Annotated in this window: 22 protein-coding genes; 14 read left to right on the forward strand and 8 right to left on the reverse strand. The window is 68.5% G+C overall.

What is annotated here, in order from left to right; translation table 11 throughout:
- The first annotated feature begins 4 nt into the window (after positions 1-4).
- The 3 genes from kdpA to ACFWV8_RS00255 are packed head-to-tail and all read left to right on the forward strand — an operon-like array spanning position 5 to position 4,496.
- Positions 5-1,669: a potassium-transporting ATPase subunit KdpA gene (kdpA, locus tag ACFWV8_RS00245; RefSeq protein WP_384196614.1), complete on the forward strand. Its 1,665-nt coding sequence runs from the start codon at positions 5-7 to the stop codon at positions 1,667-1,669.
- Positions 1,666-3,825, forward strand: coding sequence for a potassium-transporting ATPase subunit KdpB (gene kdpB, locus ACFWV8_RS00250; protein WP_384196616.1), 2,160 nt, complete (start codon positions 1,666-1,668; stop codon positions 3,823-3,825). Before kdpA ends, kdpB begins: the two co-directional genes overlap by 4 nt.
- A 5-nt stretch (positions 3,826-3,830) precedes the next feature.
- On the forward strand, positions 3,831-4,496 hold the full coding sequence (locus tag ACFWV8_RS00255; protein WP_384196618.1) for a potassium-transporting ATPase subunit C: 666 nt from the start codon (positions 3,831-3,833) through the stop codon (positions 4,494-4,496).
- A gap of 22 nt (positions 4,497-4,518) precedes the next feature.
- Here ACFWV8_RS00255 and ACFWV8_RS00260 read toward each other — a convergent pair whose 3' ends face one another.
- Both ACFWV8_RS00260 and ACFWV8_RS00265 read right to left on the reverse strand, forming a co-directional pair.
- Positions 4,519-5,874, reverse strand: a complete 1,356-nt coding sequence (locus ACFWV8_RS00260) for a sensor histidine kinase (RefSeq protein WP_384196620.1) — start codon at positions 5,872-5,874, stop codon at positions 4,519-4,521.
- Positions 5,865-6,527, reverse strand: a complete 663-nt coding sequence (locus ACFWV8_RS00265; protein ID WP_384196621.1) for a response regulator transcription factor — start codon at positions 6,525-6,527, stop codon at positions 5,865-5,867. The genes ACFWV8_RS00260 and ACFWV8_RS00265 overlap by 10 nt, the downstream gene beginning before the upstream one ends.
- 129 nt (positions 6,528-6,656) lie before the next feature.
- Between ACFWV8_RS00265 and ACFWV8_RS00270 the strand changes: the two genes are divergently transcribed.
- Genes ACFWV8_RS00270 through ACFWV8_RS00280 form a run of 3 tightly spaced genes read left to right on the forward strand, consistent with a single transcriptional unit; the run spans position 6,657 to position 10,239 of the window.
- Entirely contained in the window at positions 6,657-8,120 is a 1,464-nt protein-coding gene (locus ACFWV8_RS00270; RefSeq protein WP_384196623.1) for an ABC transporter permease, read from the forward strand.
- A gap of 50 nt (positions 8,121-8,170) precedes the next feature.
- Positions 8,171-9,547 (forward strand): ABC transporter permease, encoded by a 1,377-nt coding sequence (locus ACFWV8_RS00275; RefSeq protein WP_384196625.1) that lies wholly within the window; start codon positions 8,171-8,173, stop codon positions 9,545-9,547.
- 5 nt (positions 9,548-9,552) lie between these two features.
- On the forward strand, positions 9,553-10,239 hold the full coding sequence (locus ACFWV8_RS00280) for an ABC transporter ATP-binding protein (protein WP_384196627.1): 687 nt from the start codon (positions 9,553-9,555) through the stop codon (positions 10,237-10,239).
- A 126-nt stretch (positions 10,240-10,365) separates the two neighbouring features.
- Here the strand turns inward: ACFWV8_RS00280 and ACFWV8_RS00285 are convergent, their stop codons facing one another.
- Complete coding sequence (locus tag ACFWV8_RS00285) at positions 10,366-11,220, reverse strand: leucine-rich repeat domain-containing protein (RefSeq protein WP_384196629.1); 855 nt, start codon at positions 11,218-11,220, stop codon at positions 10,366-10,368.
- A 234-nt stretch (positions 11,221-11,454) separates the two neighbouring features.
- On the opposite strand from ACFWV8_RS00285, the gene ACFWV8_RS00290 reads away from it, so the two are divergent.
- The 3 genes from ACFWV8_RS00290 to ACFWV8_RS00300 all read left to right on the forward strand — a co-directional run bounded on the left by ACFWV8_RS00290 (position 11,455) and on the right by ACFWV8_RS00300 (position 15,691).
- A complete protein-coding gene (locus tag ACFWV8_RS00290; protein ID WP_384196631.1) occupies positions 11,455-14,091 on the forward strand; it encodes a DUF6185 family protein in 2,637 nt (878 codons plus the stop codon).
- A 564-nt stretch (positions 14,092-14,655) separates the two neighbouring features.
- Positions 14,656-14,928: a hypothetical protein gene (locus ACFWV8_RS00295; RefSeq protein WP_384196633.1), complete on the forward strand. Its 273-nt coding sequence runs from the start codon at positions 14,656-14,658 to the stop codon at positions 14,926-14,928.
- A 16-nt stretch (positions 14,929-14,944) separates the two neighbouring features.
- The gene (locus ACFWV8_RS00300; protein WP_384196634.1) at positions 14,945-15,691 is read left to right on the forward strand and encodes a helix-turn-helix domain-containing protein; all 747 of its coding nucleotides are present in this window, start codon (positions 14,945-14,947) and stop codon (positions 15,689-15,691) included.
- 10 nt (positions 15,692-15,701) lie between these two features.
- Here ACFWV8_RS00300 and ACFWV8_RS00305 read toward each other — a convergent pair whose 3' ends face one another.
- The 3 genes from ACFWV8_RS00305 to ACFWV8_RS00315 are packed head-to-tail and all read right to left on the reverse strand — an operon-like array spanning position 15,702 to position 17,778.
- On the reverse strand, positions 15,702-16,142 hold the full coding sequence (locus ACFWV8_RS00305) for an NUDIX domain-containing protein (protein ID WP_384196636.1): 441 nt from the start codon (positions 16,140-16,142) through the stop codon (positions 15,702-15,704).
- Positions 16,139-16,798: a dTMP kinase gene (tmk, locus tag ACFWV8_RS00310; RefSeq protein WP_384196638.1), complete on the reverse strand. Its 660-nt coding sequence runs from the start codon at positions 16,796-16,798 to the stop codon at positions 16,139-16,141. The genes ACFWV8_RS00305 and tmk overlap by 4 nt, the downstream gene beginning before the upstream one ends.
- Positions 16,795-17,778 carry a B12-binding domain-containing radical SAM protein gene (locus ACFWV8_RS00315; RefSeq protein WP_384196640.1) on the reverse strand — a complete coding sequence of 328 codons (984 nt, stop codon included), beginning with the start codon at positions 17,776-17,778 and terminating at the stop codon, positions 16,795-16,797. The genes tmk and ACFWV8_RS00315 overlap by 4 nt, the downstream gene beginning before the upstream one ends.
- On the opposite strand from ACFWV8_RS00315, the gene ACFWV8_RS00320 reads away from it, so the two are divergent.
- Entirely contained in the window at positions 17,777-18,262 is a 486-nt protein-coding gene (locus ACFWV8_RS00320) for a hypothetical protein (protein ID WP_384196641.1), read from the forward strand. The two genes, ACFWV8_RS00315 and ACFWV8_RS00320, sit on opposite strands and share 2 nt — an antisense overlap.
- On the opposite strand, the gene ACFWV8_RS00325 is transcribed toward ACFWV8_RS00320, so the two are convergent.
- Positions 18,259-18,801, reverse strand: coding sequence for an NUDIX domain-containing protein (locus tag ACFWV8_RS00325; protein ID WP_384196643.1), 543 nt, complete (start codon positions 18,799-18,801; stop codon positions 18,259-18,261). The two genes, ACFWV8_RS00320 and ACFWV8_RS00325, sit on opposite strands and share 4 nt — an antisense overlap.
- Positions 18,802-19,012: 211 nt before the next feature.
- The gene (locus ACFWV8_RS00330) at positions 19,013-19,609 is read right to left on the reverse strand and encodes a hypothetical protein (protein WP_329392312.1); all 597 of its coding nucleotides are present in this window, start codon (positions 19,607-19,609) and stop codon (positions 19,013-19,015) included.
- A gap of 271 nt (positions 19,610-19,880) precedes the next feature.
- Here ACFWV8_RS00330 and hemL point away from each other — a divergent pair, with 271 nt between their 5' ends.
- From hemL to ACFWV8_RS00350, 4 genes are all read left to right on the forward strand, one after another.
- The gene (gene hemL / locus ACFWV8_RS00335; protein WP_384196644.1) at positions 19,881-21,203 is read left to right on the forward strand and encodes a glutamate-1-semialdehyde 2,1-aminomutase; all 1,323 of its coding nucleotides are present in this window, start codon (positions 19,881-19,883) and stop codon (positions 21,201-21,203) included.
- On the forward strand, positions 21,200-21,877 hold the full coding sequence (locus tag ACFWV8_RS00340; RefSeq protein ID WP_384196646.1) for a histidine phosphatase family protein: 678 nt from the start codon (positions 21,200-21,202) through the stop codon (positions 21,875-21,877). The genes hemL and ACFWV8_RS00340 overlap by 4 nt, the downstream gene beginning before the upstream one ends.
- Before the next feature lie 157 nt (positions 21,878-22,034).
- The gene (locus tag ACFWV8_RS00345; protein ID WP_384196648.1) at positions 22,035-23,288 is read left to right on the forward strand and encodes a hypothetical protein; all 1,254 of its coding nucleotides are present in this window, start codon (positions 22,035-22,037) and stop codon (positions 23,286-23,288) included.
- Between the two features lie 111 nt (positions 23,289-23,399).
- Positions 23,400-24,029: a TlpA family protein disulfide reductase gene (locus ACFWV8_RS00350; protein ID WP_384196650.1), complete on the forward strand. Its 630-nt coding sequence runs from the start codon at positions 23,400-23,402 to the stop codon at positions 24,027-24,029.
- The last annotated feature ends 11 nt before the right edge of the window (positions 24,030-24,040 follow it).

Genomic DNA, 24,040 nt, shown 5'->3' on the forward strand with positions numbered 1-24,040 from the left:
CCTGATGAGCCCCGTCCTTGCCGGTGTGCTCCAGTTGCTCGCGCTGATGGTGGCGCTGGGCCTGGTATACCGTCCGCTCGGCGACTACATGGCCGGTGTCTATTCCTCTCCGAAGCATCTACGCGTGGAGAAATGGATCTACCGGGCGGTGGGCGCGAATCCCGCCACGCAGATGCGCTGGCCCGCGTATCTGCGCGGTGTGCTGGGTTTCTCCCTGGTGAGTGTGCTGTTCCTGTACGCGATGCAAAGGGTGCAGGGAAGTCTGCCTGGATCGCTGGGGTTCGCCTCGATCGATCCGGACCAGGCGTTCAACACCGCTGCCTCGTTCGTGGCGAACACCAACTGGCAGTCGTACGCCGGTGAACAGGCCATGGGCCATGTGGTGCAGACCGGTGGTCTCGCGGTGCAGAACTTCTTGTCGGCGGCGGTGGGCATGGCCGTCGCGGTCGCGCTCGTACGGGGGTTCGCCCGGCACCGTACGGGTGAGCTGGGCAACTTCTGGTCCGATCTCGTACGCGGCACCGTGCGGATCCTGCTGCCGATCGCCGTGGTCTCGGCGGTGCTGCTGGTGGCGTGCGGGGCGATCCAGAACTTCGCGGGGGTTCATGAAGTCGGCCAGTTCATGGGCGGCTCACAGCAGTGGAACGGTGGTGCGGTGGCCTCGCAGGAGGCCATCAAGGAGCTGGGCACCAACGGCGGCGGGTACTTCAACGCCAACTCCGCCCACCCGTTCGAGAACCCCAACGGGCTGTCGAACCTGCTGGAGGTCTTCCTCATCCTGGTGATCCCGTTGTCGATGACACGGACCTTCGGCCGGATGGTCGGGAGCGTGAAGCAGGGGTACGCGATCCTCGCCACGATGGTGGCGATCTGGGTGGTGTTCACCGCGCTGATGATGTGGACGGAGTTCCACCACGGCGGGCCGGCGTTCGATCTGGCCGGAGGTGCGACGGAGGGCAAGGAGACCCGGTTCGGGATCGGCGCCTCTTCAATCTTCGGTGTGGCGACGACACTTACCTCTACGGGGGCGGTGAACTCGTTCTTCTCCTCGTACACCGGTTTCGGCGGTGGTATCGCCATGCTGGGTATGCAGCTGGGTGAGATCGCCCCCGGCGGTGTCGGATCCGGTCTGTACGGGATTCTCATCATGGCCGTGATCGCCGTGTTCCTGGCGGGACTGATGGTGGGGCGGACGCCGGAATACCTGGGGAAGAAGATCGGTACGCGAGAAATCAAATTCGCCGCGTGCTACATCCTGATCACCCCGGCTCTGGTGCTCTGCTTCACGGGTGTGTCGATGGTCCTGGGAACCCCGGTGAATTCGCTGAAGAACAGTGGTGCGCACGGGTTCTCGGAGATTCTGTACGCGTTCACTTCGGGTGCGAACAACAACGGTTCGGCTTTCGCGGGGCTGAACGCGGACACGCAGTGGTTCAACACCACGATCGGTCTCGCGATGCTCCTTGGCCGCTTCCTGCCGATGGTGTTCGTGCTCGCTCTGGCCGGGTCGCTGGCCGAGCAGAAACCGGTGCCGATGACCGCGGGCACCCTGCGTACCGACAAACCGCTCTTCAGCGGTCTCCTCGTCGGCACGATCATGATCGTCGCCGGTCTGACCTACTTCCCCGCCCTCGCGCTGGGACCGCTCGCCGAAGGACTCGCGTCATGAGCACCTCCACTTCCACCCCTACGCCCGACCCGGGCTCGGGCTCCGGCTCGGGGCTCGGCCCCTCGCGGGCCCCGCACTCCGACGTGCCGACCTCGCACCGTCCGGAGGACGGGCGTGTCGGCGGGGGTCTGTTCGACCCCCAGCAGCTGGTGAAGTCGTTCCCGGACGCGCTGCGGAAGCTCGACCCGCGGGTGATGGTCAAGTCACCCGTGATGTTCGTGGTCGAGATCGGTTCGGTCCTGACCACGGCGCTGGCGATCGCCGACCCGGGCGACTGGTTCGGCTGGGCGATCACCGCCTGGCTGTGGCTGACGACGATCTTCGCGAACCTCGCCGAAGCCGTCGCCGAGGGCCGTGGCAAGGCCCAGGCAGACACCCTGCGCAAGGCCAAGACCGACTCCGTCGCCCGCCGCCTCATCGGCCCGGACGAAGAACGCGTCCCGGGCACGGACCTGCACATCGGCGATCTCGTCGTGTGCGAGGCGGGCGACATCATCCCTGGTGACGGCGACGTCGTAGAAGGTGTCGCCTCCGTGGACGAGTCGGCGATCACCGGTGAATCGGCCCCCGTCATCCGGGAGTCGGGCGGTGACCGCAGCGCGGTCACCGGCGGGACGAAGGTCCTGTCCGACCGGATCGTCGTCAAGATCACGACGAAGCCCGGTGAGACGTTCATCGACCGCATGATCGCTCTGGTCGAAGGCGCGGCCCGGCAGAAGACCCCCAACGAGATCGCGCTGAACATCCTTCTCGCGTCCCTCACCATCGTCTTCCTGCTGGCCGTGGTCACCCTTCAGCCGTTCGCGATCTACGCCGGCGCCGAACAGTCGATGATCGTGCTCACCGCACTTCTGGTGTGTCTGATCCCCACCACGATCGGCGCGCTGCTCTCCGCGATCGGTATCGCGGGCATGGACCGCCTCGTCCAGCGCAACGTCCTGGCCATGTCGGGGCGGGCTGTCGAAGCGGCCGGTGACGTGTCGACGCTGCTGCTCGACAAGACCGGCACGATCACCCTCGGCAACCGCCAGGCGGCTGCTTTCCTCCCCGTCGAAGGTGTCACCGTTGCCGAACTGGCCGACGCCGCACAGCTTTCGTCGCTGGCCGACGAGACACCTGAAGGCCGCTCCGTCGTCGTACTCGCCAAGCAGGACCATGACCTGCGCGAGCGCGCGCAGGGCGAGCTCACCGGCGCGGAATGGGTGCCGTTCACCGCGCAGACCCGGATGTCGGGCGTCGACATCGTGGAGGACGGAACCACGCGCAAGATCCGTAAGGGCGCGGCCGGTTCGGTCGTCGCCTGGGTCGAGGAGCACGGCGGCCGGGTCGCGCCGGACGCGCACACCCTGACCGACCGCATCTCGCAGGACGGCGGTACGCCCCTGCTGGTGGCCGTGAAGGACGAGGGCGGTGCGCGGATTCTGGGGGTCATCCACCTCAAGGACGTCGTCAAGGAGGGGATGCGGGAGCGGTTCGAGGAGCTGCGCCGGATGGGCATCAAGACCGTGATGATCACCGGTGACAACCCGCTGACCGCACGCGCGATCGCCCAGGAAGCGGGGGTCGACGACTTCCTCGCCGAGGCCACCCCCGAGGACAAGATGGCCCTCATCCGCCGGGAACAGGCCGGCGGGAAACTCGTCGCGATGACCGGTGACGGTACGAACGACGCCCCCGCGCTGGCGCAGGCCGATGTGGGGGTGGCGATGAACACCGGTACCTCGGCCGCGAAAGAGGCCGGGAACATGGTCGACCTCGACTCCAACCCGACCAAGCTCATCGAGATCGTCGAGATCGGCAAGCAGCTGCTCATCACGCGTGGTGCGCTGACGACGTTCTCGATCGCCAACGACGTGGCGAAGTACTTCGCGATCATCCCGGCGATGTTCGCGGTCGTCTACCCGGGCCTGGACAAGCTCAACATCATGAACCTGTCCTCGCCGGAGTCCGCGATCCTCTCCGCCGTCATCTTCAACGCCCTGATCATCATCGCCCTTGTCCCGCTCGCCCTGCGGGGTGTGCGGTACCGGCCGATGAGCGCGGACCGGATGCTGCGCCGCAACCTCGGTCTCTACGGTGTCGGCGGCCTCATCGCCCCCTTCGCCGGCATCAAACTCATCGACCTCCTCATCTCCCTCATCCCCGGAATCGGCTGATCCCCGTGAACACCACTGTCAAGAGCACCGCCCGCCTCCTCGGCGCCGGCCTGCGCGCCCTGCTCGTCCTGACCGTCATCTGCGGCGTGATCTACCCTCTCGCCGTCATGGGCATCGGCCAGGGCCTCTTCCACCACCAGGCCAACGGCTCCGAGATCACCTCCCAGGGCAAGGTCGTCGGCTCCTCCCTCATCGGCCAGCGCTACGACCTGCCCCTGAAAGAGGGCGAGGAGACCCCTCAGCCCGACCTGAAGTGGTTCCAGCCCCGCCCCTCGAACGGCCTCGGCACCAACACCATCAACACCCAGTACAGACTCCTCGTCTCCGGCGCGACCAACCTCGCCGGCGACAACGAGGAACTCATCGAGTCCGTCAAAGCCGCCAAGGCGGCTGTGGTGAAGGACAACTCGGTGGACGGCTACCAGGTCAAGCCGTCCGACGTGCCCCCGGACGCCGTCACCTCATCGGGCTCCGGCCTCGACCCCGCGATCTCTCCCGAGTACGCGGACATCCAGGTCCACCGCGTCGCCGAACTCAACAACCTCAAGGTCACCCAGGTACAGAAACTCGTCGACGACCACACCGACGGCCGCGTTCTCGGCTTCATCGGCGAACCAAGGGTCAACGTCCTGGAGTTGAACATCGCGCTCAAGGCGCTTGAAGGGAAGTGACGGGCAGCGGCCCGCCGTTGTGTCAGGCGTCGCCGAAGGTGACGCGGACGGTGAGTCCTCCGTCGCCGCCCGACTCGGCGGTGATGCGCGCGTCGTGTGCCGTGGCGATGGATCTGGCGATGGAGAGGCCGAGACCGTGGCCGGTGGTGCCGCTGTCGGTGCCGCCGCCGCCGTCGGTCCGGTCCTGGCCGAGGCGGCGGAACGGCTCGAAGAGGTCGGCGACCTGGCCGGGGCGTACAGGCTCGCCGGTGTTGGTGACCGTCACCGTACGGCCGTCGAGACGCAGCGAGACGGCGCCGCCGGGCCGGTTGTACTGGACGGCGTTGTGCAGCAGGTTCGTCAACAGATGCCGCAGCAGCACCGGGTCGCCGTCCACCGGCAGCGGCCGGTCGGCCGTCAGCGTGAGGGACACGGCCTTCTGCTTCGCCAAGGGCTGTGTGCCGCCGACCAGTTGCCGGGCCACCTCCGTCAGGTCGACCCGCACGGTCTCGGCCAGACCGCGGTCGCTGCGGGCGAGGAGCAGCAGGGAGGCGACCAGCTTCTCCGCGTCGCGGTTGACGGTGAGGAGGTCGTCGCGGACGTCGGCCAGGCTATCGGGGAGCGGGTCGGCGAGTCCGACCTCCAGGCTCGTTCGCTGCACGGCCAGCGGAGTGCGCAGTTCGTGCGAGGCGTTGGCGACGAAACGGCGCTGGCTCTCGAAGGACCTCTCCAGCCGGTCGAGCATCGTGTCGAAGGTGTCCGCGAGCCGGTGGAGTTCGTCGTCGGGGCCGGTGAGGGCCAGGCGTTCATGGAGGTTCTGCTCGCTGATTCGGCGGGCGGCGTCCGTTACGGCGACGACGGGGCGCAGGGCCCGGCCCGCGAGCCACCAGCCCATCACGGCGGCGAGCGCGGCGATCAGGACCAGACCGATTCCGGACCACAGGAGCATCTGGTCCAGCGCCGCGTCCTGAACGGCGCTGACGGTCCGGTCGACGAGCCGGACAGCGATGGCGTCGCCTTCGGCGTGCGGCTCTGCCGGGCCCAAGAGGCCGGCGTGCGATCCGGTGTGCGCCCCGGCGCCCGGTCCGGTCGGGCCCGCCGGCTCAGTGGGGGAGACCGGGCTCGGTGTCGTGTACGGGGCGACGCCGGTCCATGCTCCGGTCCAGCCGCCGGTCTCGCGGGTGATCTCGCTGCCCTGGACCTGCTGCGCGGTGCCGTAGCGGGCCAGGACCACCACGAAGGCGAGCAGAGCCGTACCGGACAGCAGGAACAGACCGGCGAAGGCGCCGGCCAGCCGGGCGCGGAACGGCAGTGCGCGCAGGGCCGCGACGGGGTGCGCGACGGTGTAGGCGAGCGCGCGCCCGTTCACGTACGCCGTAGCGCGCCCGGTCAGCGCCACAGGCGGTACCCCTCACCCGTGTCGGCGACAACGGCATCGGGGGCGCAAAGTTTGCCGCGCAGCCGGCTGATGGTGGCGCGTACCGCGCTGGTGCGCGGGTCCAGGTGCTCGTCCCAGACAGAGCGCACCAGTTCCTTGTGGGGGACCGCGTCGCCGCCCGCCTCGATCAGCCTCTGCAGGACGGCGAACTCCTTGGGCGTCAGCTCGACCTCCCTGCCGTCGACCCGCACCTCGCGCCGGCCCCGGTCCAGGCAGATGCCCCTGTACCGGATGACCACCGGCGGCGGCTTGGGCACGCGACGGCTCAACGCCCGTACACGCGCGATGAGTTCGGCGAAGTCGAAGGGCTTGGCGAGATAGTCGTCGGCGCCCAGCTGTTCCAGGCCGTAGACCCTGTCCTCGATCCCACCGGCCGCGGTCAGCATCAGGATGCGCGGCGGGTCGGTCAGTTCGCGGAGCCTGCGGCACACCTCGTCCCCGCTCATCACCGGCAGGTCGCGGTCGAGGATCAGGACGTCGTAGTCGGTGAGCAGACACATCCGCTCGGCCTCGTCGCCGGACGCGGCGAGATCGACCGCCATCGACTGCCGGCGCAGACCGGTCGCGACGGTCCGCGCCAGTACGCGGTGGTCCTCGGCTACCAGAACTCTCATGAACCGCAGCCAAGCACGCGCGGGTTCGCAGCGGCATAAACATCGCTCGGCGCTCTGTCCCCCGGCGAGCTTATGCCGCGGTAACACCCCTTATCCCGCCGCGCGGCCCGCCCTGCTGTTCTTCTCGCCATGAACTTCGTCAAGCGCGCGGCCCTCAGCCTGGTGGCCCGAAGCGGCAAGACCGCCATCCTGCTGGGGATCTTCCTGGTCATCTGCACGCTGCTGCTCGGCGGGTTCCTGCTCCAAGGCGCGACCGGCAGACAGGAGGCCGAGGCGGGGCGGCGGGTCGGGGTCGATGTCACCGTACGCGGCGACGAACTGACCCTCGCGATGGCCGACGCGCTGGGCACGGCGCCGCCGGTGGAGCGGTACAACCCGCTGCTGCGCGCGGTGCTGAGACCGCCCGGCCTCACGCCGCTCACCGCGAAGGCGCCCAGGGCGTGTTGTGAAAGTAGCGTCGTCCGCCCAAAGGGCGGGGCTCACGGCGTCTGGGGCGTGCGATCGCAAGGCGGAGGATCAGCCTCGTACTGGACGTACTTGGATGACTCCGACAACGCAGGGGGCACCACCCGTGCCCGAAGGGCTACGGGGGAGAGCGTGCGCGCCAGGCGTCGTGAGCCAGACGCGACTTTCACAACACGCCCTAGGCCCGGCGGTACGAAGGACGAGCCCGGCGGCGACGGGCTGACGGTCAACGGCATCCGTGACTCGGGGATGCTGCTCGACTTCGCCTCCGGCCGTAACCGCGTCGTCGCGGGCCGCGCGCTGATGGAGAAGGACGCCGGGCGCGAGGTCGTCCTGCTTGAGCGGCGCCTGGCCGAGAAGAACGGGCTGACGGTCGGCGACACCGTCGACCTGCCCTCGTCGGACGGGAAGCGCGCGAAGCCGTTCGAGATCGTGGGCGTCTACGAGGACCCCCGCCCGGACCCGGGCCAGTGGGTGCCACCCGGCGAACTGGTCGCCAACCAGGTGTACGCCCCCGCCGCAGCCGTGTCCGCGCTGGGTTTCGGTACGAAGCCGAGCGAGGCCGTCTTCAAGATCGGGTCCCCGGAGAAGGCGGAGCGCCTGCACGCCGAGGCCGCGCGGCTGCTGGGCGACGAAGGCTTCCGGTTCGACGTCAACGACAAGGCGTTCCGTGACCAGGTGCTGCCGCTGCGGCGGGTCGGGGCGTTCGCGGGGTCCCTGCTCTGGCTGATCGCACTGTCCGGCGCGGTGATCCTGGGCCTGATCGTGATGCTGACGGTCAAGGAGCGGCGCGACGAGCTGGGGATGCTGCTCTCGCTCGGCGAGAAGAAGTGGAAGCTCATCGGCCAGCACACCGTCGAGGTGGCCGCGCTCCTGGTGCCCGCGCTCGCGGTGGCGGCCCTGGCCGCCCAGTCCTTCGCCGAGGAGGCGGGCGAGACGCTGCTGGCCCGCGAACAGGACGACCCCTCCCAGGAGGTGGCTGTCGGCGTGCCCGAGGTCCGTATGGAGGCGGCCGACCTCGGCAAGGTCGCCGGGATCGGGCTCGGGATCGCGCTGGTGGCCACCGTCATCCCCGGCATCGGGATTCTGCGACTGCACCCCCGCTCCATCCTCACCGACACCGAATAGAGCTCCTGGCCAAGCCCTTGGCCAATAGACCGAAGAGGCCAACAGCCATCATGAATTTCACCAAACGCGCGGGCCTCAGCCTGTGGGCCCGTAAAGGCAGGACCCTGATCACGCTGGGTGCTTTCCTCGTCCTCTCCGCCATGGTGCTCGGCGGTGTTCTCATAAAGACCGCCACCGCGCAGGCCACGGACGCGGCCAAGCGCAAGCTCGGCGCCGAGGTCACCCTCGGGATCGACATGGACGAACTGGCCGCGCCCCAGGCCCCGATGATCGGCTCCGACATCGTGGACAAGATGGGCGCGTCCCCGCTGGTGGAGAAGTACAACTACAGGTCGTTCGACGGCGCCCGGCTGCTCGGCGGCCCCGAAACCGTAAGCGACACACCGCTGTTCCCCGACGCGCCCCCCAACTACACCCTGGCTTTCGGTGTCCTGGACTCGACGCTCCTGCCCGAGTTCGCCGACGGCACCTGGAAGCTGCTGTCCGGCGCGCCGATCACCGCTGCCGACAAGGACCGCGACAGCATCCTCATCGAGGAGCGCCTGGCGAGGAAGAACAAGCTGAAGGCCGGCGACACGATCACGCTGGGCGAGAACGAACCGACGGGCAAGAGGAAGGCCGACTTCACCGTCAAGGGCGTCTTCCGCGACCCGTCCGACCAACTGGACGCCGAATACCAGCAGTTCCCCGGTGACCGGCTGATCGTCCCGGCCGCGTCGCTGGGCAGGCTCAACTCCGCGGGCCAGGACGGGGCCGCGCGGTTGCAGGGCGCCACCTTCCAGTTGAAGGACCCCGCCACGTTCGACTCGTTCCAGTCGCAGGCCCGGAAAACGGCGGGCGATGCGATGACGGGGTTCGAACTCAGCATCAACGACAAGGCCGTCAGGCAGATGACCGGCCCCCTCGCGAGCATCGCCTCCTCCGCGACCGCGGCGATGTGGCTGGTCGGTGTAGCAGGGGCGCTCGTACTGGGCCTGCTCGCGACCCTCGCGGTCAAGCAGCGCCGTACGGAGTTCGGTGTCCTGCTCGCGCTGGGCGAGCGGAAGTGGAGACTCGTCGCCCAGCAGGTCGTGGAGACCGTCGTGGTCGCCGCCCTCGCCATCGGCCTGAGTTCGCTCTTCGCGGAGAGCCTGACCCAGAAGGCGGGCGACACGCTGCTCAGCGGTGAGGCCGCCGACGCGCGGCGGAAGATCGACGCCTGGCAGCCACCGCCCCCCGGCTCCACCGGACTTCAGGAGGGCATCGACCGCGACGACGAGCCGGTCGAGGGCGCCGATCCCATCGACGAGATCACCGTACGGCTGGACCCGGCCGACCTCGCCACCGTCGCCGGCATCGGCCTGGGCATCGGACTGCTGGCCACCGGGATTCCGGCCGCCTCCGCCCTGCGCCTCACCCCCCGCACCATCCTCACGAAGGGCAAGTAAGCGCCATGACCGGGACCCCCGTACTCCAACTGTCCGCGATCAGCCACACCTACCAGGGCGGGCGCCGCCGCACCACCGTGCTCCGCCAGATCGACCTGTCCTTCGAACGGGGCATCTTCTACACGATCCTGGGACCCTCGGGCAGCGGCAAGACCACCCTCCTCAGCCTGGCGAGCGGCCTGGACACCCCCACCCACGGAACGATCCACTTCGACGGCCAGGACCTCGCCCAACTCGGCCTGGCCCGCTACCGCAACAGGCACGCGGCCACCGTCTTCCAGCAGTACAACCTGCTCACCTACATGTCGGCCCTGCGCAACGTCACGACCGCCATGGAGATCACCGGCACCAGGCCGGCGAACGGCCGCCGCAAGACCCGCGCTCTCGAACTCCTCGCGCAGGTCGGCCTCGACGCGGACATGGCCCACCGCAACGTACTCAAACTCTCCGGCGGCCAGCAGCAGCGCGTCGCCATCGCCCGCGCGCTCGCCTGCGACGTCGACATCCTCTTCGCCGACGAGCCGACCGGGAACCTCGACGAGGACACGGCCGACGGCATCGTCGATATATTCCGCCAACTGGCACACGAACAGCACAAATGCGTGGTCGTGGTCACCCACAGCCAAACCCTGGCCGCCAGGTCCGACCGCACTCTGACCCTGCGCAAGGGCAAGGTCACCGCCAGAACCTGACCGGTCTTTTCGCCCCACCCCACATCCGCAGCGGAACCCGGGATGACCAGGCTCAGTTACCACCCGTGCTCCGCGAGAATGCCAGAGCCGTCCAGGTACCCGAGGAGCCCTTCCTTCGGATGTTTCCTAAGGGGTGGCTGGAGGCGTTGGGGCGGCTGACGTTACCGAGGGGCGAGACTGTGGGCCGGCCGGCGGCTGGCTGACGCTCGGCCCGCCGGTGTGCGGCATCTGGACGTAGCCATCGGCCGGTACGGGCAGCGCGTCGACGCAGGCCGTCGAACAGGCGTTGACCAGCAAGGGCAGGACGTCAGCTCCCGACGTCCGTAGCGAGATCCAGACCTGGCGGAGGTTCGCACCCTGGATGCGCCGGTCACAGACGCCGCACGTGCGGACCTCTGCGGCGCCCCATACACCGGGGTCAAGGTTTTCGAGGTCAGAATCCTGGAGGCCGGTCGGCGTGGCCGGCAGCGGCGGAAACGGCGGTCGCCGCTTGTAGTTGCCGTAGAGGGCACGCGTGCTCACGGTGCTGCGTCGCAGGTCGGGGCACCGGGTGAGTTCGTACGGGAACCAGTGCAAGCGGTAAGAGGTATACGGCGAGAACTCCTCAAGGCTCTTCATCGCGCCGATCTCCGGCGGGATACGCACCAGGTTGCTGCCGTACAGCACGAGGTGTTTCACCGAGGTGAGTTTGGCGATGGTCGGCGGGAGCGTGATGACCTGGCGCCGCTGCTCCGTTGTGAGCTCCACCAGCGGCACGAAGACTTCTCGTCCGTCGGCTGCCGCCTCCTCAACCAGTTCGAGAAGGCGGATCCATCCTGGTGCGGTGGTGTCCTGGCGTTCCGGATGGAAGCTGGTCGGCAGCTGCGTCCTGGAGCCGTTTTCGATACACCCGCAGTGATCGCGAGGCGAGCCCTGGCCGCTGGGCCCGACGGCGTCGGCCCAGCGGTTCGAGAACACCTTCGGATTCGATTCCTCACTCATCGGCTCACAGTAGATGTCACAGATGGGGAGACGTAAGCGCGATTTGGGGCATCACGCTCTCTGGCCTTTCGGACAAAACATCCCGTGCTCGCTTGGGCGCTCAGCACGAGGGCTCAGCAGGTTGCGGCGCTGAAGGGCTGAGACCGTCCGCGTACGAGGCCCGATGGTCCTCGCAGCAGTCGCCGGTTACTCTGCATCTCCGTTGATCCGGTTATCTGCCGCGGGGGGCAGGCGATGCGGCGAGTGGTGTTGCTGTTCGTCTTCACGGGACTGCTGGTGCTGTCGTCCCTCGGCGCGGCCGGCCGCGCTTCGGCCGCCGGACCGGAGGCCCAGGACAGCTGCCTCTCGGGGCAGTTGAGGACCGCGCGGGTCGAAACCTCCGTACGGCTCAAGCATGACGGCGAGGACTACACCAAGGCGGAGACCGATCTCGTCGTCCAGGTGCCGAAGACCTGGAAGCTCGCGCGGGATCTGCTGCTGAACGGGGACACCGGGCGCTACCGGGCCGCCATGCGGTGTGTGCTGCGCTACCCGGACGACCCCTATCCGTACCGGGACACGGAGGCGCGCCCCTGGCCGCCCGAGGTCAGCGTCGAGGCGAAGTGGATCACGGTTCGGCACCGGGCCGTGACGTATGTGGACGACAGGCGCGACCGGGACTTCGGCCCCTGGCGCATCACCGTGGGGAAGCGTTTCTGGACCCTGGCGCTGGTCCATCCCCCCGCCCTCGCCAAGTCCTGGTGGCGGGAGATCACGGTCGACCTCGGCGGGCGCGCCGCGCGCACCATGTCACCGACCCCGACCGAGGGATCCGCCACCGAGCTGACCTGGGTCCGGGCCGAGCCCGGTGGCGAGCCGCCCGAGGTGCGGATCGCCGTACAGCCGCCGGCGACGAAGGCCCTGATGACGGGGTGGGGCCAGAAGCCCTGGTATCTGGTGCCGTCCCTGACCTGGCTGACCTGGGATCTCGCGCTCTTCCCGGTCATGTTGCTCCTCGTGCGCGGGCTCCGCCGTACGCCGGCGTCGTCCCCGGAGACGGCGGCCGAGAAGACGACCCGGCGCGATCTCCTGCTCTGGACGTACGTCGCGTTCGCCGTGGCGCTGATCTACGAACTCGACGATCTCGGCCCCAGCCTCGCGGGCGACTACGGGGTGCTCGACTGGTGGCCGGAGTACCGGACCGCCATCCATTTCGGGCTCGCCGCGTGCGGCGGCGCGGCCTTCTGCCTGTACGGCCTGTACGGCTTCTTCGGCAGACCCCGGATCGTCGTGCTGTCGGCCGTCCTGGTCGCCACGGCGTACCCGGTGGTCGTGGCGAGCGTGCCGGGCCGGTTCGGGCTGCCCGCCCGTTTCTGGCTCGACGAGAACAACCTCACCGACGTCCAACGCCTCCGCGACACAGGCGGGTTCCTCTGGCTCGCGCTCGCCTGCTGCTGTGTCGCCTTCGTCTGGCTGGTGGGCACGGCGTTGGCGGTACGGCGGCTACGGGCCCGATCCGCCGTCGCGCCGGGAGCGCCCCAACAGGGCGGCTCCCCCTGGGGGTTGCTCGGCCTCTGCGCGCTCACGGCGGTCGCGGTCGTGGCCCTCGCCGTATGGGCCAAGCAGAACACCTGGGAGCAGGAGGCCTGGCTCAGCGTCGGCCCCGGCGACGAGTTCTACGACCGCTGGCATCTCACGCACCTCTACAACTCGATGGCCTGGTTCCCCTCCGACTGGCCGGACTGGTTCTCCGTATGGGCGGCATGGCTCGTCCGCAGCGGGGTGCTCATCGCCGTACTCGCCGCCCGGTCCAGAGCTCCCGGCGTCTCTCCGGTCTCGCCGCCCCTGCCGGAGAAGCTGATCCTGACCGTGCTGTTCCTGACCGTGGTGGTGCCGATTCCGGGCTGGTACGTGGGTGTGTCCGCGTACGTGCTGGACCTGCCGCTCATCGTGCTCGCCGGATGGCTCCTCCTCGACCTGGGGCGCCGCCGCTCGGTGCTGTCGCAGGAACTGCTGCCGGGGACGCCTCTGCGCGAGGTGATACGCGAACCAGACCGCCAATGGCTGATCGAATCCGCGCGCAAGTACCGCGACCTGCATCTGCAACTGCGCCGCTGGGAGCAGGGCGACCAGGAGGGGGAGCGGACCGAACTGGAGGCCAGACTCGACGACTTGCACCGCTGGAACCCCGACGACACCACCTCCCCGTACGCGGGCAAGGCCCTGCCCGACTCGGTGGACGCGATAGAACTCGTCCTGGCGTGGGGGCCGCGCGACACGTGGTTCCGCAACGCCTGCCGGGCCGCGTTCCTCGCCGCGGTCATCGCACTGCCCGCCACCGCGATCTCCTTCTGGGCGAACCAGATACGCGGGCCGCTGTGGGGCAACGTACCCCGGGACCAGTTCGGGGTCGCCAGCCTCGTACAGTCCCTGGTCACCACGGAGTTGATCTGGGCGGCGGCGGGTTTCGTCCTCGGCGCGCTGTGGCGCACCCTGCCCGGCCGCCGCGGTCCGGCGAAGGCGCTCGGCCTCTCCCTCGTGTACGCGACCCCGGTCGGCCTCCACTGGATCACCAGCCGTGCGGTCGAACAGCCCTTCGGGACCTGGGCACTTGACGTGGCGCTGACGCTGCTCATCCTCACGACGACGGGCGTGGCGATGGACATCGACACGTTTCGCAAGGAGGGCCACTACTGGCCCACGAAGGCGGCGCTGCTGCTCTCCATCTACCAACTGCGCACCGCCTCCGTCCAACTGGCCTTCTTCGTGGCCCAGGTGGTGGCGCTGGTGGGCGTCTGGCAGCAGCTGAAGGGCAACGACCCGATGGTCCTGATCGAACCGCAGAGCCCCACGGGCACGCAGGGCGGGCCGTCGACGGGGGACGCACCGTGAGTGGTGGTCCGGTGACGTGGGCGGTGGCGTGTGATGAAGGGCCGGCAACCGCGTCACGCGGTTGCCGGCCCTCCGACGGGCTCATGCGGCAACAGGAGTCCCGTGATGCCCTGTTCAGCTGGTTGTCGGAGCCAGTAGCGATCAGGGGCCCCGCCGGGAGAGAGGTACAGACCACTTGCTCTCTCGGCGTCCGGCGGATCGTGTCAGCGGTTCACAAGATCACGCAACCTCGATTGAGGCGTACGCGCATCAACGCGTTCATACCACGTCTCACAGACAAGCATGTTGATCACAGCGAGGCCAAGTCCAGCACCGGTCAGAGGTATCCGTGGCCTTGGAAGTTGACTCTGCGTCGCTTTTTCCTCCGCCGGGCACGCCGGACACGCACGCATCAATCCCAATCTTTGTGCCGATGAGGATTGGGATTAGCTGCCCGGCTGCTGAGAACATCTGGGCAACCACACCGGGCGGCGGCAACTGCCCGTGGTTCGCAACCCAGTTGGAGCCAGTAGCAGGTGCCCGGCGGCCGAACGGCCGCCGGGCATCCCGATCAGGAGATACCGCGTGAACAACGAACCCCCTGTCGCGTCCTGCGTGGAGAACGGCGGGCCGGCCGTGCGCCGGCTCCACAGCCCCGAGGCGGTCGTCATCATCGTGATCGTCGTGATGGCCGCGGTCCTGGTCGCGTTCGAGGGCCTTCCCGTCATGGACGTACTGCAACTGCTCGCCGGGGCGGGTCTGGTGGCCGTCGTCGTCGTCGCCCTGGGCAGGGCGGCGCCCGCGAAAGGGCTCCGGGTCGCCGTACGGGCCCTGCTGACTCCCGGCCCGACCGTCTGAGGGCGGCGGCGCGGCCGTGGGGCGCCCGGAGAAGCCCATCGTCACCGACAACAGGGCCCTGCGGGCTCTGGCGCAGTGGCTGCGCGAGCAACGAAGACGCGCGGGGCTGAGCTATCGCGATCTCGCACTCCGGGCCGGGGTGCACGCCACCACGCTCCAGCGCACGGCGTCGGCGGAGAGCGTCCCGACGCTCCCCGCCGTACGCGCCTACGCCCGCGCTTGCGACGCGTCCCCCGAGGACGCCAAACTCCTCTGGAAACGGGCCAGATACGAGGCGACCCGCTCGGCCCGAAGCGGGCGCGCCTCACCGGCGCCGTCCCCGGTCCTGGTACGCGACTTCGCCGATCTGAGCGCCGGGCTGCGGGAGTTGTACGAGAAGGCCGGCTCACCCTCCCTGCGCACGATGGAGGAGCGGGGCGGCGAGTACGGCGCGCTGCCCCGCAGCACGGCCCACCGCATCGTGAACCGCCAGGCGATGCCGCACAACCCGGCCCAGTTCCAGGCGTTCCTGCGCGCCTGCGAGGTCCCGGACGCGGACCGCCGCGCGTGGGAGGACGCGTGGAGCCGCGCCTGGCGCCACCACAAACTCAGCGAGGGCGACACCACGGAGGACGGCTCCGCCGACACACTGACCCCGATCGGCCTGCCACGCCGCGTCCGCCAGAAAAGCCTCTACGGCATCCGAACGTCGGCCTGGGACGAGGCAATCGAAATCCGCTTCGCCCCACCGAAACGCCCCCACCCCGCGAGAACCCCAGGATGACCACGCTCAGCTACCACCCGCACTCCCCGAGAACACCGGAGCCGTCCAGGTACCCGAGGAGCCCTTCCTTCGGGTACTCGATGATGTCCTCGGGCAACTCATGAACGCTGAACCAGCGCAGCTCCAGACACTTCGCGGGCTCCTTGTTGACGGGCTCCCCGACCCAGTCGACGGCCTCGAAGAAGAACCCGATCCGCTCGACGGTCCCGCTCTGCCTGTGATGCACAACTTGCACCAACCGCAGCCGAGCGGGATCAACCTCCACACCGGTCTCCTCCCTCAACTCCCGTGCGGCGCCGGCGCTGATGGTCTCCCCTTGATCGAGCTTCCCGGACGGCATGTGCCAACGGCCGTATCCGTAGGGACCTCCGCGCTGCGAGAAGAGGAGTTTGTCTCCGTCCCGGAGGAGGACGTGGGTGTCGATGACGGGTTGTGCGGGTTGCGGGTTCATGTTTCCTGGGGGGTGGGTGGTGGCGTTGGGGCGGCTGACGTTACCGAGCAAAGGGGGATTGCGTCGGCGATTGATGAAGCGACCTCCGTGGGGGTGACATTGCCGGTGTTCACGAGCAGGACGTTCACGTTGGCCGTTACGAGGGTCTGGGCGGTCTCCTCGTACAGGTCGACTTCGCGGCGGGGCGCGGTCGGGTCGAGGTGGAAACGGTTGCGAGGGCCGCGTGCGGCTATCCGTTCGGCGATGAGGTCGGGGGACGCGGTGAGGATGACGGCCAGGTTCGGCATCAGGATGTGGGCGTTCAGGTCGAGCAGGAACTTCACTGGTACGCCGTCGAGTTGCTGCATGACAAGCGTCGAGGCGAGATAGCGGTCGCAGACCACGGTGTCGCCAGCGCTGAGCTGGGGACCGATCTCGTGCTCGATGTGCTCGTACCGGTCGGCTGCGACGAGACAGGCAAGGGCACGCCCGCGGATGTGACTGAAGTGCTCGCGGATGAAGACGCCGATGTCGCCGGTGGTGGGTTCCACCGTCTGGTGTACGGCTCGGCCGCGTCTGACCAACTCTCCGGTGAGAGCTTGGACAGCGGTTGTCTTCCCGACGCCGCTGGGGCCGTCGACGGTGATGAACTGCCCGCGTTTCGACGTGAACGTCATGCTGTGGTCCGCCGGCTGCGCTCGTGCTGCTCGCGGGTGAGGGTGGCCAGGATGGCGCGGACTTCACGCAGGGGGACGTCGCCGAACTGGATGCCGACGGAGAAGTTGAACTCGTCCCGCTGGCGCATCGACTGGTCGGCCCCTTCCGCGGTCAGGTCGACGTCTCCGTAGGCGAGCAGAGCCTCGGGGGCGTGGCCGGCGTCGGTCAGTGTCTTCCACACGGGTGTGCCGGGGTAGGGGCGGAACTCGAAGACACTGGCCCGCACATCGCCCGGATTGCTGTCGGCGATGCTCCAGAGCGTGCGGATGTGCCGTACGGTCGCCCGGATGTCGTCGTGGGTCTCGCCGGGGAAGCCGAGGATGAAGTACCCCTTCACGCCGATACCGTGCTCGACCAGACGGCGGGCGACACGTTCGGTCATCACGGCGTCGATCCGCTTGTCCATGGCCTTCAGGACGCGGTCACTCCCCGATTCGATTCCGAGGGCGACTTCCCGCAGGCCGTTCTCGACGAGTAGTTGGAGTTCGGTGTCGTCGAGCCGGTCCAGGACATTGATGCGTCCGGTGGCGTCCCATACGTACCGCTCGCCGATGCTGTGACGGCTGAAGGCAGCCATCTGTGTGGTGATGACGCGGGAGGCGCCGAGGAACAGGTCGTCGACGAACCGGAACGCGGTGACGCCGTACTCGCCGTGCAGCGCGTCGAGTTCGCCGATGATGTTCTCGGGATCGCGTACTCGGATGCTGATGTCGGGGTTGGCGCTGACGGCGGCGCTGCAGAAGGTGCAGTTGTACGGGCAGCCCCGGGAGCCGACAACGTTCGCCTCCAGATGTCCGCTGCGGGCGGCCCGGTAGGGGTCTTGGGGCAGGAAAGCGCGGTTGACGTATGGAAGGGCGTTGATGTCGGGGCCGAGCATCCCCGCGCTCGTCTGCAAAGCACAGGACGCCGCCCGGACGGCAGGTGGGCAGCCGCTGGTCATGTCGATGCTCCATATGCGCGAAGCCTTCGCGCACGCCACGCTGCGCGACGCCGCTTCCTGCCACCAAGCCATCGGGCGTTCCCGCGAGGCGTTTGAGCAAGCCCATGGACGAGAAAATGAGGCGCCTTCCTGGGTTCGGTATTTCGACGAGACAAAGCTGATCGTCGACACAGGTATCGCTCTCGCAAAGCTGGGCGAGTCCGAACGTGCCGAGCCGTTGATCGCCGAGGGGCTTCGACGCGAAACCCGGGCTCAGCAACGCGGCCGTGCTTTCCACGCCTTCTGGCTGGCCACCGCCCAACTGCAGCAAGGCAGACTGGAAGCGGCCTGCGACAGCGCCGGGCTCGCGCTGGACCTCAGCGCGGCTCTCGATTCGCCTCGGGTGGCCGGCCACGTCCGTGAGTTCCACCGGCGTCTGGCACCGTACGCACGCGAGACGCCGGTGATCGTGTTTGAGCAGCGCCTGCGCGAAGCAGCCAGTTAGTCAGCGGTGCTGCTGGCTTCGTCCAGCAGGAGATACAGCAGTCCGACCAGACTTCCGCTGCTGACCACCTCGCGGCGGTCGATCATGCCGCGTACTTCCGAGAGCGGGATCCACTCGACTCGGTCCGTCTCGTTGAGCTCGGTCGGCGGGCCCGCATACGTGGCGGAGTCGGCGCGGAAGACGTGATGCTCCGAGTCCGTGATGCCGTTCGCCGGCTGCGCGTACACCAGGGGCTTCAAGGACTTCACCCGCCACCCGGTTTCCTCCTCCACCTCCCGCGCCGCCGCCTCTTCGGGCGTCTCGTCAGCCTCGATCAGGCCCATCGGCAGTTCCCAGCCCCACGTGTCCGTGACGAAGCGGTGGCGCCACATCATGAGCACCCGCTTCTGCTCGTCCACCACAGCGGCGACCGCCAGATGACGCATCCGGACGACGTGGTGCTCCCACCGGCGGCCGTCCGGCTGCTGGACATCCACGAGCCACAGATTCACCCACGGGTTGCTGTAAATCTGGCGCTCACCATGAACCGTCCACCGCATGAGTCAACTCCCCTTCGCCTTCGTGCATCCCAAGAATGTCACTTGGACGAGAAGTCGTCTGCCCGTCGACTACTTCCGCCCGGTGCTCGCGGAACGCTGACGAGGTGCAGCGGCGCCCATGTGCCGCCCGCCGGCCGCCCGACGGTCCAACCCGGAGATGACGAAGGCGGAGCCCGAAAGCTCCGCCCGTCCCACCGCGAACCTCACGCCGTCACGGCCACACCAAGCAGTACGGCTGATGCCCCGCCTCGTGGAGGCGGTGGCTGAAGTCCTGCCATTCGTGGAGGAGTTGGTAGACGTTGAACGCGTCCCGCGGGCCGCCGCGGTCCGGGACCGTGGACCAGATGAAGGCCGCCGCTCCCACCGATTCCTCGCCGATGCCGCGCAGCGGGTCCACCACCGTCATCGGGAGTTTGACCACCGCGTAATCCGGGTGCAGCACCACCAGTTCGAGTGGGGGGACCTTGTTCAGGGGCATGCCCTGGATGCCCGTGAGGACCATCGCGGCTATCGTCTCGGGCTTGATCTTGGTGAACATGCCGCCCATGCCCAGCTCGTCGCCGCCCAGTTCCTCGGGGCGCATCGAGATGGGGACCCGGGCCGCCGTCGCACCGTCGGGGGCGCCGAAGTATTTGTACGTCACCCCCACCCGGCCGCTCCCGCCTCCGGGAGGCCGGTCGCCGTCGCCGCCGCTGCCGACGGGAGGCTGCGCGCGGGCCTCTCGCTCGCGGCGCCGGTGTTTCCCCCGCCGGGCAGGGTCGGGACCGAGGTCGTCGGTCCCCTCGCCCAGTCCGCCACCGCGATGCATATCTCCACCCGACCACTCGCAGCCCCGGCCGCGCAACCCGATCATCGTGACAGTGACCTCCCCCACGGACGACCGGTGAAACACCTGTCCGCAGATACTTCGAAGCCTCTGACACCATGGATTGCGTGAGCTTCCCCTATGACGCCCCAGTTTCGCAGACGCGGGCGCGTTGACGCCCTTATGTAATACGAGGAGACCTCGCGCCCCGCTCATCTGTGGCTGAGATCCCTCGTCCCGGCCACCCGACCCCGAATCGCAGATCAGGACCAAAGTGTCGTATTCATACGAAGCCCCCGTTTCGCAGGCGCTTTTCGACCGTGCGTCGATCGTGACGCCCGGCGGCGTGAACTCTCCCGTCCGTGCCTTCCGGGCCGTGGGCGGTACGCCCCGGTTCATGGTGTCCGGTGATGGTCCGTACCTCACCGACGCCGACGGGCGCGACTATGTCGACCTCGTCTGTTCCTGGGGGCCGATGATCCTCGGGCACGCGCGGCCCGAGGTCATCGAGGCCGTCCAGGCCGCCGTCGCGCGCGGTACGTCCTTCGGTACGCCCGGTGAGGGCGAGGTCGCGCTCGCCGAGGAGATCGTCGCCCGGGTCGCGCCCGTCGAGCAGGTACGGCTTGTGTCGTCCGGCACCGAGGCCACCATGTCGGCGATCCGGCTCGCCCGCGGGTTCACCGGCCGCGCGAAGATCGTGAAGTTCGCCGGCTGCTACCACGGGCACGTGGACGCGCTGCTGGCCGCCGCCGGCTCCGGCGTCGCGACGTTCGGGCTGCCCGACACGCCCGGGGTGACCGGCGCGCAGGCCGGGGACACCGTCGTACTGCCGTACAACGACCTGGACGCCGTCCGCGCGGCCTTCGCCGCGCACCCCGGCGAGATCGCCTGCGTGATCACCGAGGCCTCGCCCGGGAACATGGGCGTCGTGCCGCCCCGTGACGGATTCAACGCCGGGCTCAAGGCGCTGTGCGCGCAGGACGGCGCGCTCTACATCTCCGACGAGGTGATGACCGGATTCCGTACGTCGAAGGCCGGCTGGTACGGCATCGACGGCGTCGCGCCCGACCTGATGACCTTCGGCAAGGTCATGGGAGGCGGATTCCCCGCAGCGGCCTTCGGCGGTCGCGCCGACGTCATGGCGCACCTCGCGCCCGCCGGCCCCGTCTACCAGGCCGGCACGCTCTCGGGGAATCCCGTCGCCACCGCCGCCGGGCTCGCGCAGCTGCGGCTGCTGGACGACGCGGCGTACGCGAAGGTCGACGCCGTGTCGGCCGAGATCCGCGGGCTGGTGAGCGACGCCCTCGGTAAGGAGGGTGTCGCGCACCGGGTGCAGACAGCGGGCAACATGTTCTCCGTGTTCTTCACCGCCGACGAGGTCCGCGACTACGAGGACGCCAAGCGGCAGGAGGCTTTCCGCTTCACCGCCTTCTTCCACTCGATGCTCGCCGACGGCGTCTATCTGCCGCCGTCCGCCTTCGAGTCCTGGTTCGTCTCCACCGCCCACGACGACCGCGCGGTCGAGCGCGTCGCCGCCGCCCTGCCGGCCGCCGCCCGCGCGGCCGCGGAGGCGACCGAGAGCGGAGTGAACGCATGAGCGCCGAATCCACCGTCGTCCATGTCGTACGGCACGGAGAGGTCCACAACCCCGATGGGGTCCTCTACGGCCGCCGCGACGGCTACCACCTCTCCGAACTCGGCCGGAAGATGGCCGACCGCGTCGCCGAGCACCTGTCCGGCCGTGACATCACCTATGTGGTGGCCTCCCCGCTGGAGCGCGCCCAGGAGACCGCGCTGCCCGTCGCCAAGTCCCACGGTCTGACCCTGCACACCGACGACCGCCTCATCGAGGCCGCGAACGTCTTCGAGGGCAAGACCTTCGGCGTCGGCGACGGCGCGCTGCGCTCGCCCGCCAACTGGCGCTATCTCACCAACCCCTTCCGGCCCTCCTGGGGTGAGGCGTACGTCGACCAGGTCGCCCGGATGAAGGACGCCCTGGCGGAGGCGCGCGACCAGGCCCTCGGACACGAGGCCGTGTGCGTCAGCCACCAGCTGCCGATCTGGATCGTGCGCAGCTACTTCGAACGCCGCAGGCTCTGGCACGACCCGCGCCGCAGGGAGTGCACGCTCGCGTCCCTGACGACGTTCACGTACGAGGGGGAGAAGCTGGTCTCCGTCGCCTATACGGAACCGGCGCGTGATCTCGTACCCGCGCATCTTCTCGCCGGTGCCAAACCGGTGAAGGGCGCGTCGAAAGCCTTCGGTGCGTAGTCGGCCAATTGCGCACGGTCTGCGGCGAATGTCACATCCGCTGTTACGGGTCAATGCTTTACCCATTCCTGGAACCTGTGAGTTCCCTGTGCCATCTAACGTGTTGTCGTCCGCATGACCGGCGGACGTGACATGGGCGAGCGCGGATGGGGACGAAATGCGCGGCATGAGCCGAAGGAGCCTGCTCGGAGCCGGAATTGGGGCAGCGGCCGCAATCGGAATCGGGGGCTGCGGTAACGACGGGGGCACGACCGGCAATACCGGACCGGACACGGGCGGGACAGGCGGCAAGGGAAGTGGCCGGCCGAGTCCCGGGCCGAGTGAGAAGAATGTGCGGATGATCGGTGACGGTTCCACGGCCGACACCGGAAAGCAGCCGCACCAGCCGCCCGCGCCGGTACCGCTCGAACCGGGCGAGACCCCGCCGCAGTTCGTGGTCTTCTCCTGGGACGGCGCGGGCGAAGTCGGCAACGGTCTCTTCCCGCGCTTCCTCGACCTCGCCAAGGACCACGGCGCGGCGATGACGTTCTTCCTCTCCGGCGTCTATCTGCTGCCGGAGTCGAAGAAGACGCTCTACCGCCCGCCCGGCAACGCCGTCGGCGCCTCCGACATCGGTTATCTCACCGACGCGCACATCAAGGACACGCTGAAGTACATACGCCAGGCCTGGCTCGAAGGCCATGAGATAGGCACCCACTTCAACGGGCACTTCTGCGGGGGATCGGGCTCCGTCGGCAACTGGTCGCCGAAGCAGTGGCGCGACGAGACCGAACAGGCCATCGGCTTCGTCACCGAATGGAAGACCAACAGTGGCTGGAAGGACCTCGACCCGCTGCCTTTCGACTACCGCAAGGAGCTGGTCGGGGGCCGTACGCCCTGTCTGCTCGGCCAGGACAAGCTGCTGCCCACAGCGGCCAAGATGGGCTGGCGCTACGACGCCAGCTCGCCGGGCGGCCGGCAGATGTGGCCGGAGAAGCGGCAGGGCCTATGGGATCTGCCGCTCCAGGGCGTGCCGTTCCCCGGGCATTCCTTCGAGGTGCTGTCGATGGACTACAACATCCTCGCCAATCAGTCGGGAAATTCGACCAAGGGTGTTCCCGCGAATTATCCGGGCTGGCGCAAGCAGGCGGCCGAGGCTTATCTCGCCGGATTCAACCGCGCGTACGAGTCGAATCGCGCCCCTTTCTTCATAGGGAATCACTTCGAGGAGTGGAACGGCGGCATATATATGGATGCGGTCGAAGAAGCGCTGAAGGGGATGGCGGGCAAGAAGGACGTACGGCTCGTGTCCTTCCGGCAGTTCACGGACTGGCTCGACGTCCAGGACCCGGCGGTGCTCACGAAACTCCGTACGCTGGAGGTCGGCCAGGCTCCGGCCGGCGGCTGGAACACCTTCTTCAAAGCGGCCTGAGGTCGCCGAAGACCTGGCTCCGCGGCGTCGGGGCCAGGCCGCTGACAGGGCGTTTCCCGGCAGCGAGGGGGGCGGAGAAGATCCCTGAATGGCCCATGCGAAACTTTTCACATGAACTTTGGCCGAGCCCCCCGAAGCCGCTCGAAAAGGCGCCCACGCGCCCTGCTTCCGGCCGCTGTCGCGGCGGCGGCCATGCTCACCCTGACGGCCTGCGGCGGTGGCGCCACGTCCGGCGGCGGCGGTGACACCAACTTCGTGACGAACACCGGCGGGGTGCAGACCGTCGCCAAGGCCGACCGCGAGCCGGTCAACGAGATCGCCGGCGAGACGCTCGAAGGCGAGCAGCTCGACGTGGCCGACCTCAAGGGCCAGGTCGTCGTGCTGAACGTCTGGGGCTCCTGGTGCGGACCCTGCCGCGCCGAGGCGCCGTACTTCGCGAAGGTCGCCAAGGAGACCGAGGCCAAGGGCCAGGACGTCGCCTTCGTGGGGCTCAACGCCCGCGACGCCAACAAGGGCTCGGCCATAGCCTTCGAGAAGGACTACGGCGTTACGTACCCGAGCATCTACGACCCGGCGGGCCGGCTCATCGTCAACGGCTTCCCCAAGGGCAGTCTCAATCCGCAGGCCATCCCCTCCACGATCGTGCTCGACCGGGACGGGAAGATCGCGGCCCGCTCGCTCAAGGCGCTCGACGACAAGAAGCTGCGCGAGATGATCGACCCGCTGATCGCGGAGAAGTGATCCCGTGGAGG

The sequence above is a fragment of the Streptomyces sp. NPDC058665 genome, from assembly GCF_042714995.1.
Lineage (GTDB): Bacteria > Actinomycetota > Actinomycetes > Streptomycetales > Streptomycetaceae > Streptomyces.

Excerpts from the sequence above, each read along its gene's own strand:
- kdpA (WP_384196614.1), top strand. The coding sequence starts at position 5 with ATGAGCCCCGTCCTTGCCGGTGTGCTCCAGTTGCTCGCGCTGATGGTG.
- kdpB (WP_384196616.1), top strand. The coding sequence starts at position 1,666 with ATGAGCACCTCCACTTCCACCCCTACGCCCGACCCGGGCTCGGGCTCC.
- ACFWV8_RS00265 (WP_384196621.1), bottom strand. The coding sequence starts at position 6,527 with ATGAGAGTTCTGGTAGCCGAGGACCACCGCGTACTGGCGCGGACCGTC.
- ACFWV8_RS00270 (WP_384196623.1), top strand. The coding sequence starts at position 6,657 with ATGAACTTCGTCAAGCGCGCGGCCCTCAGCCTGGTGGCCCGAAGCGGC.
- ACFWV8_RS00275 (WP_384196625.1), top strand. The coding sequence starts at position 8,171 with ATGAATTTCACCAAACGCGCGGGCCTCAGCCTGTGGGCCCGTAAAGGC.
- ACFWV8_RS00280 (WP_384196627.1), top strand. The coding sequence starts at position 9,553 with ATGACCGGGACCCCCGTACTCCAACTGTCCGCGATCAGCCACACCTAC.
- ACFWV8_RS00285 (WP_384196629.1), bottom strand. The coding sequence starts at position 11,220 with ATGAGTGAGGAATCGAATCCGAAGGTGTTCTCGAACCGCTGGGCCGAC.
- ACFWV8_RS00290 (WP_384196631.1), top strand. The coding sequence starts at position 11,455 with ATGCGGCGAGTGGTGTTGCTGTTCGTCTTCACGGGACTGCTGGTGCTG.
- ACFWV8_RS00305 (WP_384196636.1), bottom strand. The coding sequence starts at position 16,142 with ATGAACCCGCAACCCGCACAACCCGTCATCGACACCCACGTCCTCCTC.
- tmk (WP_384196638.1), bottom strand. The coding sequence starts at position 16,798 with ATGACGTTCACGTCGAAACGCGGGCAGTTCATCACCGTCGACGGCCCC.
- ACFWV8_RS00320 (WP_384196641.1), top strand. The coding sequence starts at position 17,777 with ATGTCGATGCTCCATATGCGCGAAGCCTTCGCGCACGCCACGCTGCGC.
- ACFWV8_RS00315 (WP_384196640.1), bottom strand. The coding sequence starts at position 17,778 with ATGACCAGCGGCTGCCCACCTGCCGTCCGGGCGGCGTCCTGTGCTTTG.
- ACFWV8_RS00325 (WP_384196643.1), bottom strand. The coding sequence starts at position 18,801 with ATGCGGTGGACGGTTCATGGTGAGCGCCAGATTTACAGCAACCCGTGG.
- ACFWV8_RS00330 (WP_329392312.1), bottom strand. The coding sequence starts at position 19,609 with ATGCATCGCGGTGGCGGACTGGGCGAGGGGACCGACGACCTCGGTCCC.
- ACFWV8_RS00340 (WP_384196646.1), top strand. The coding sequence starts at position 21,200 with ATGAGCGCCGAATCCACCGTCGTCCATGTCGTACGGCACGGAGAGGTC.
- ACFWV8_RS00345 (WP_384196648.1), top strand. The coding sequence starts at position 22,035 with ATGCGCGGCATGAGCCGAAGGAGCCTGCTCGGAGCCGGAATTGGGGCA.
- ACFWV8_RS00350 (WP_384196650.1), top strand. The coding sequence starts at position 23,400 with ATGAACTTTGGCCGAGCCCCCCGAAGCCGCTCGAAAAGGCGCCCACGC.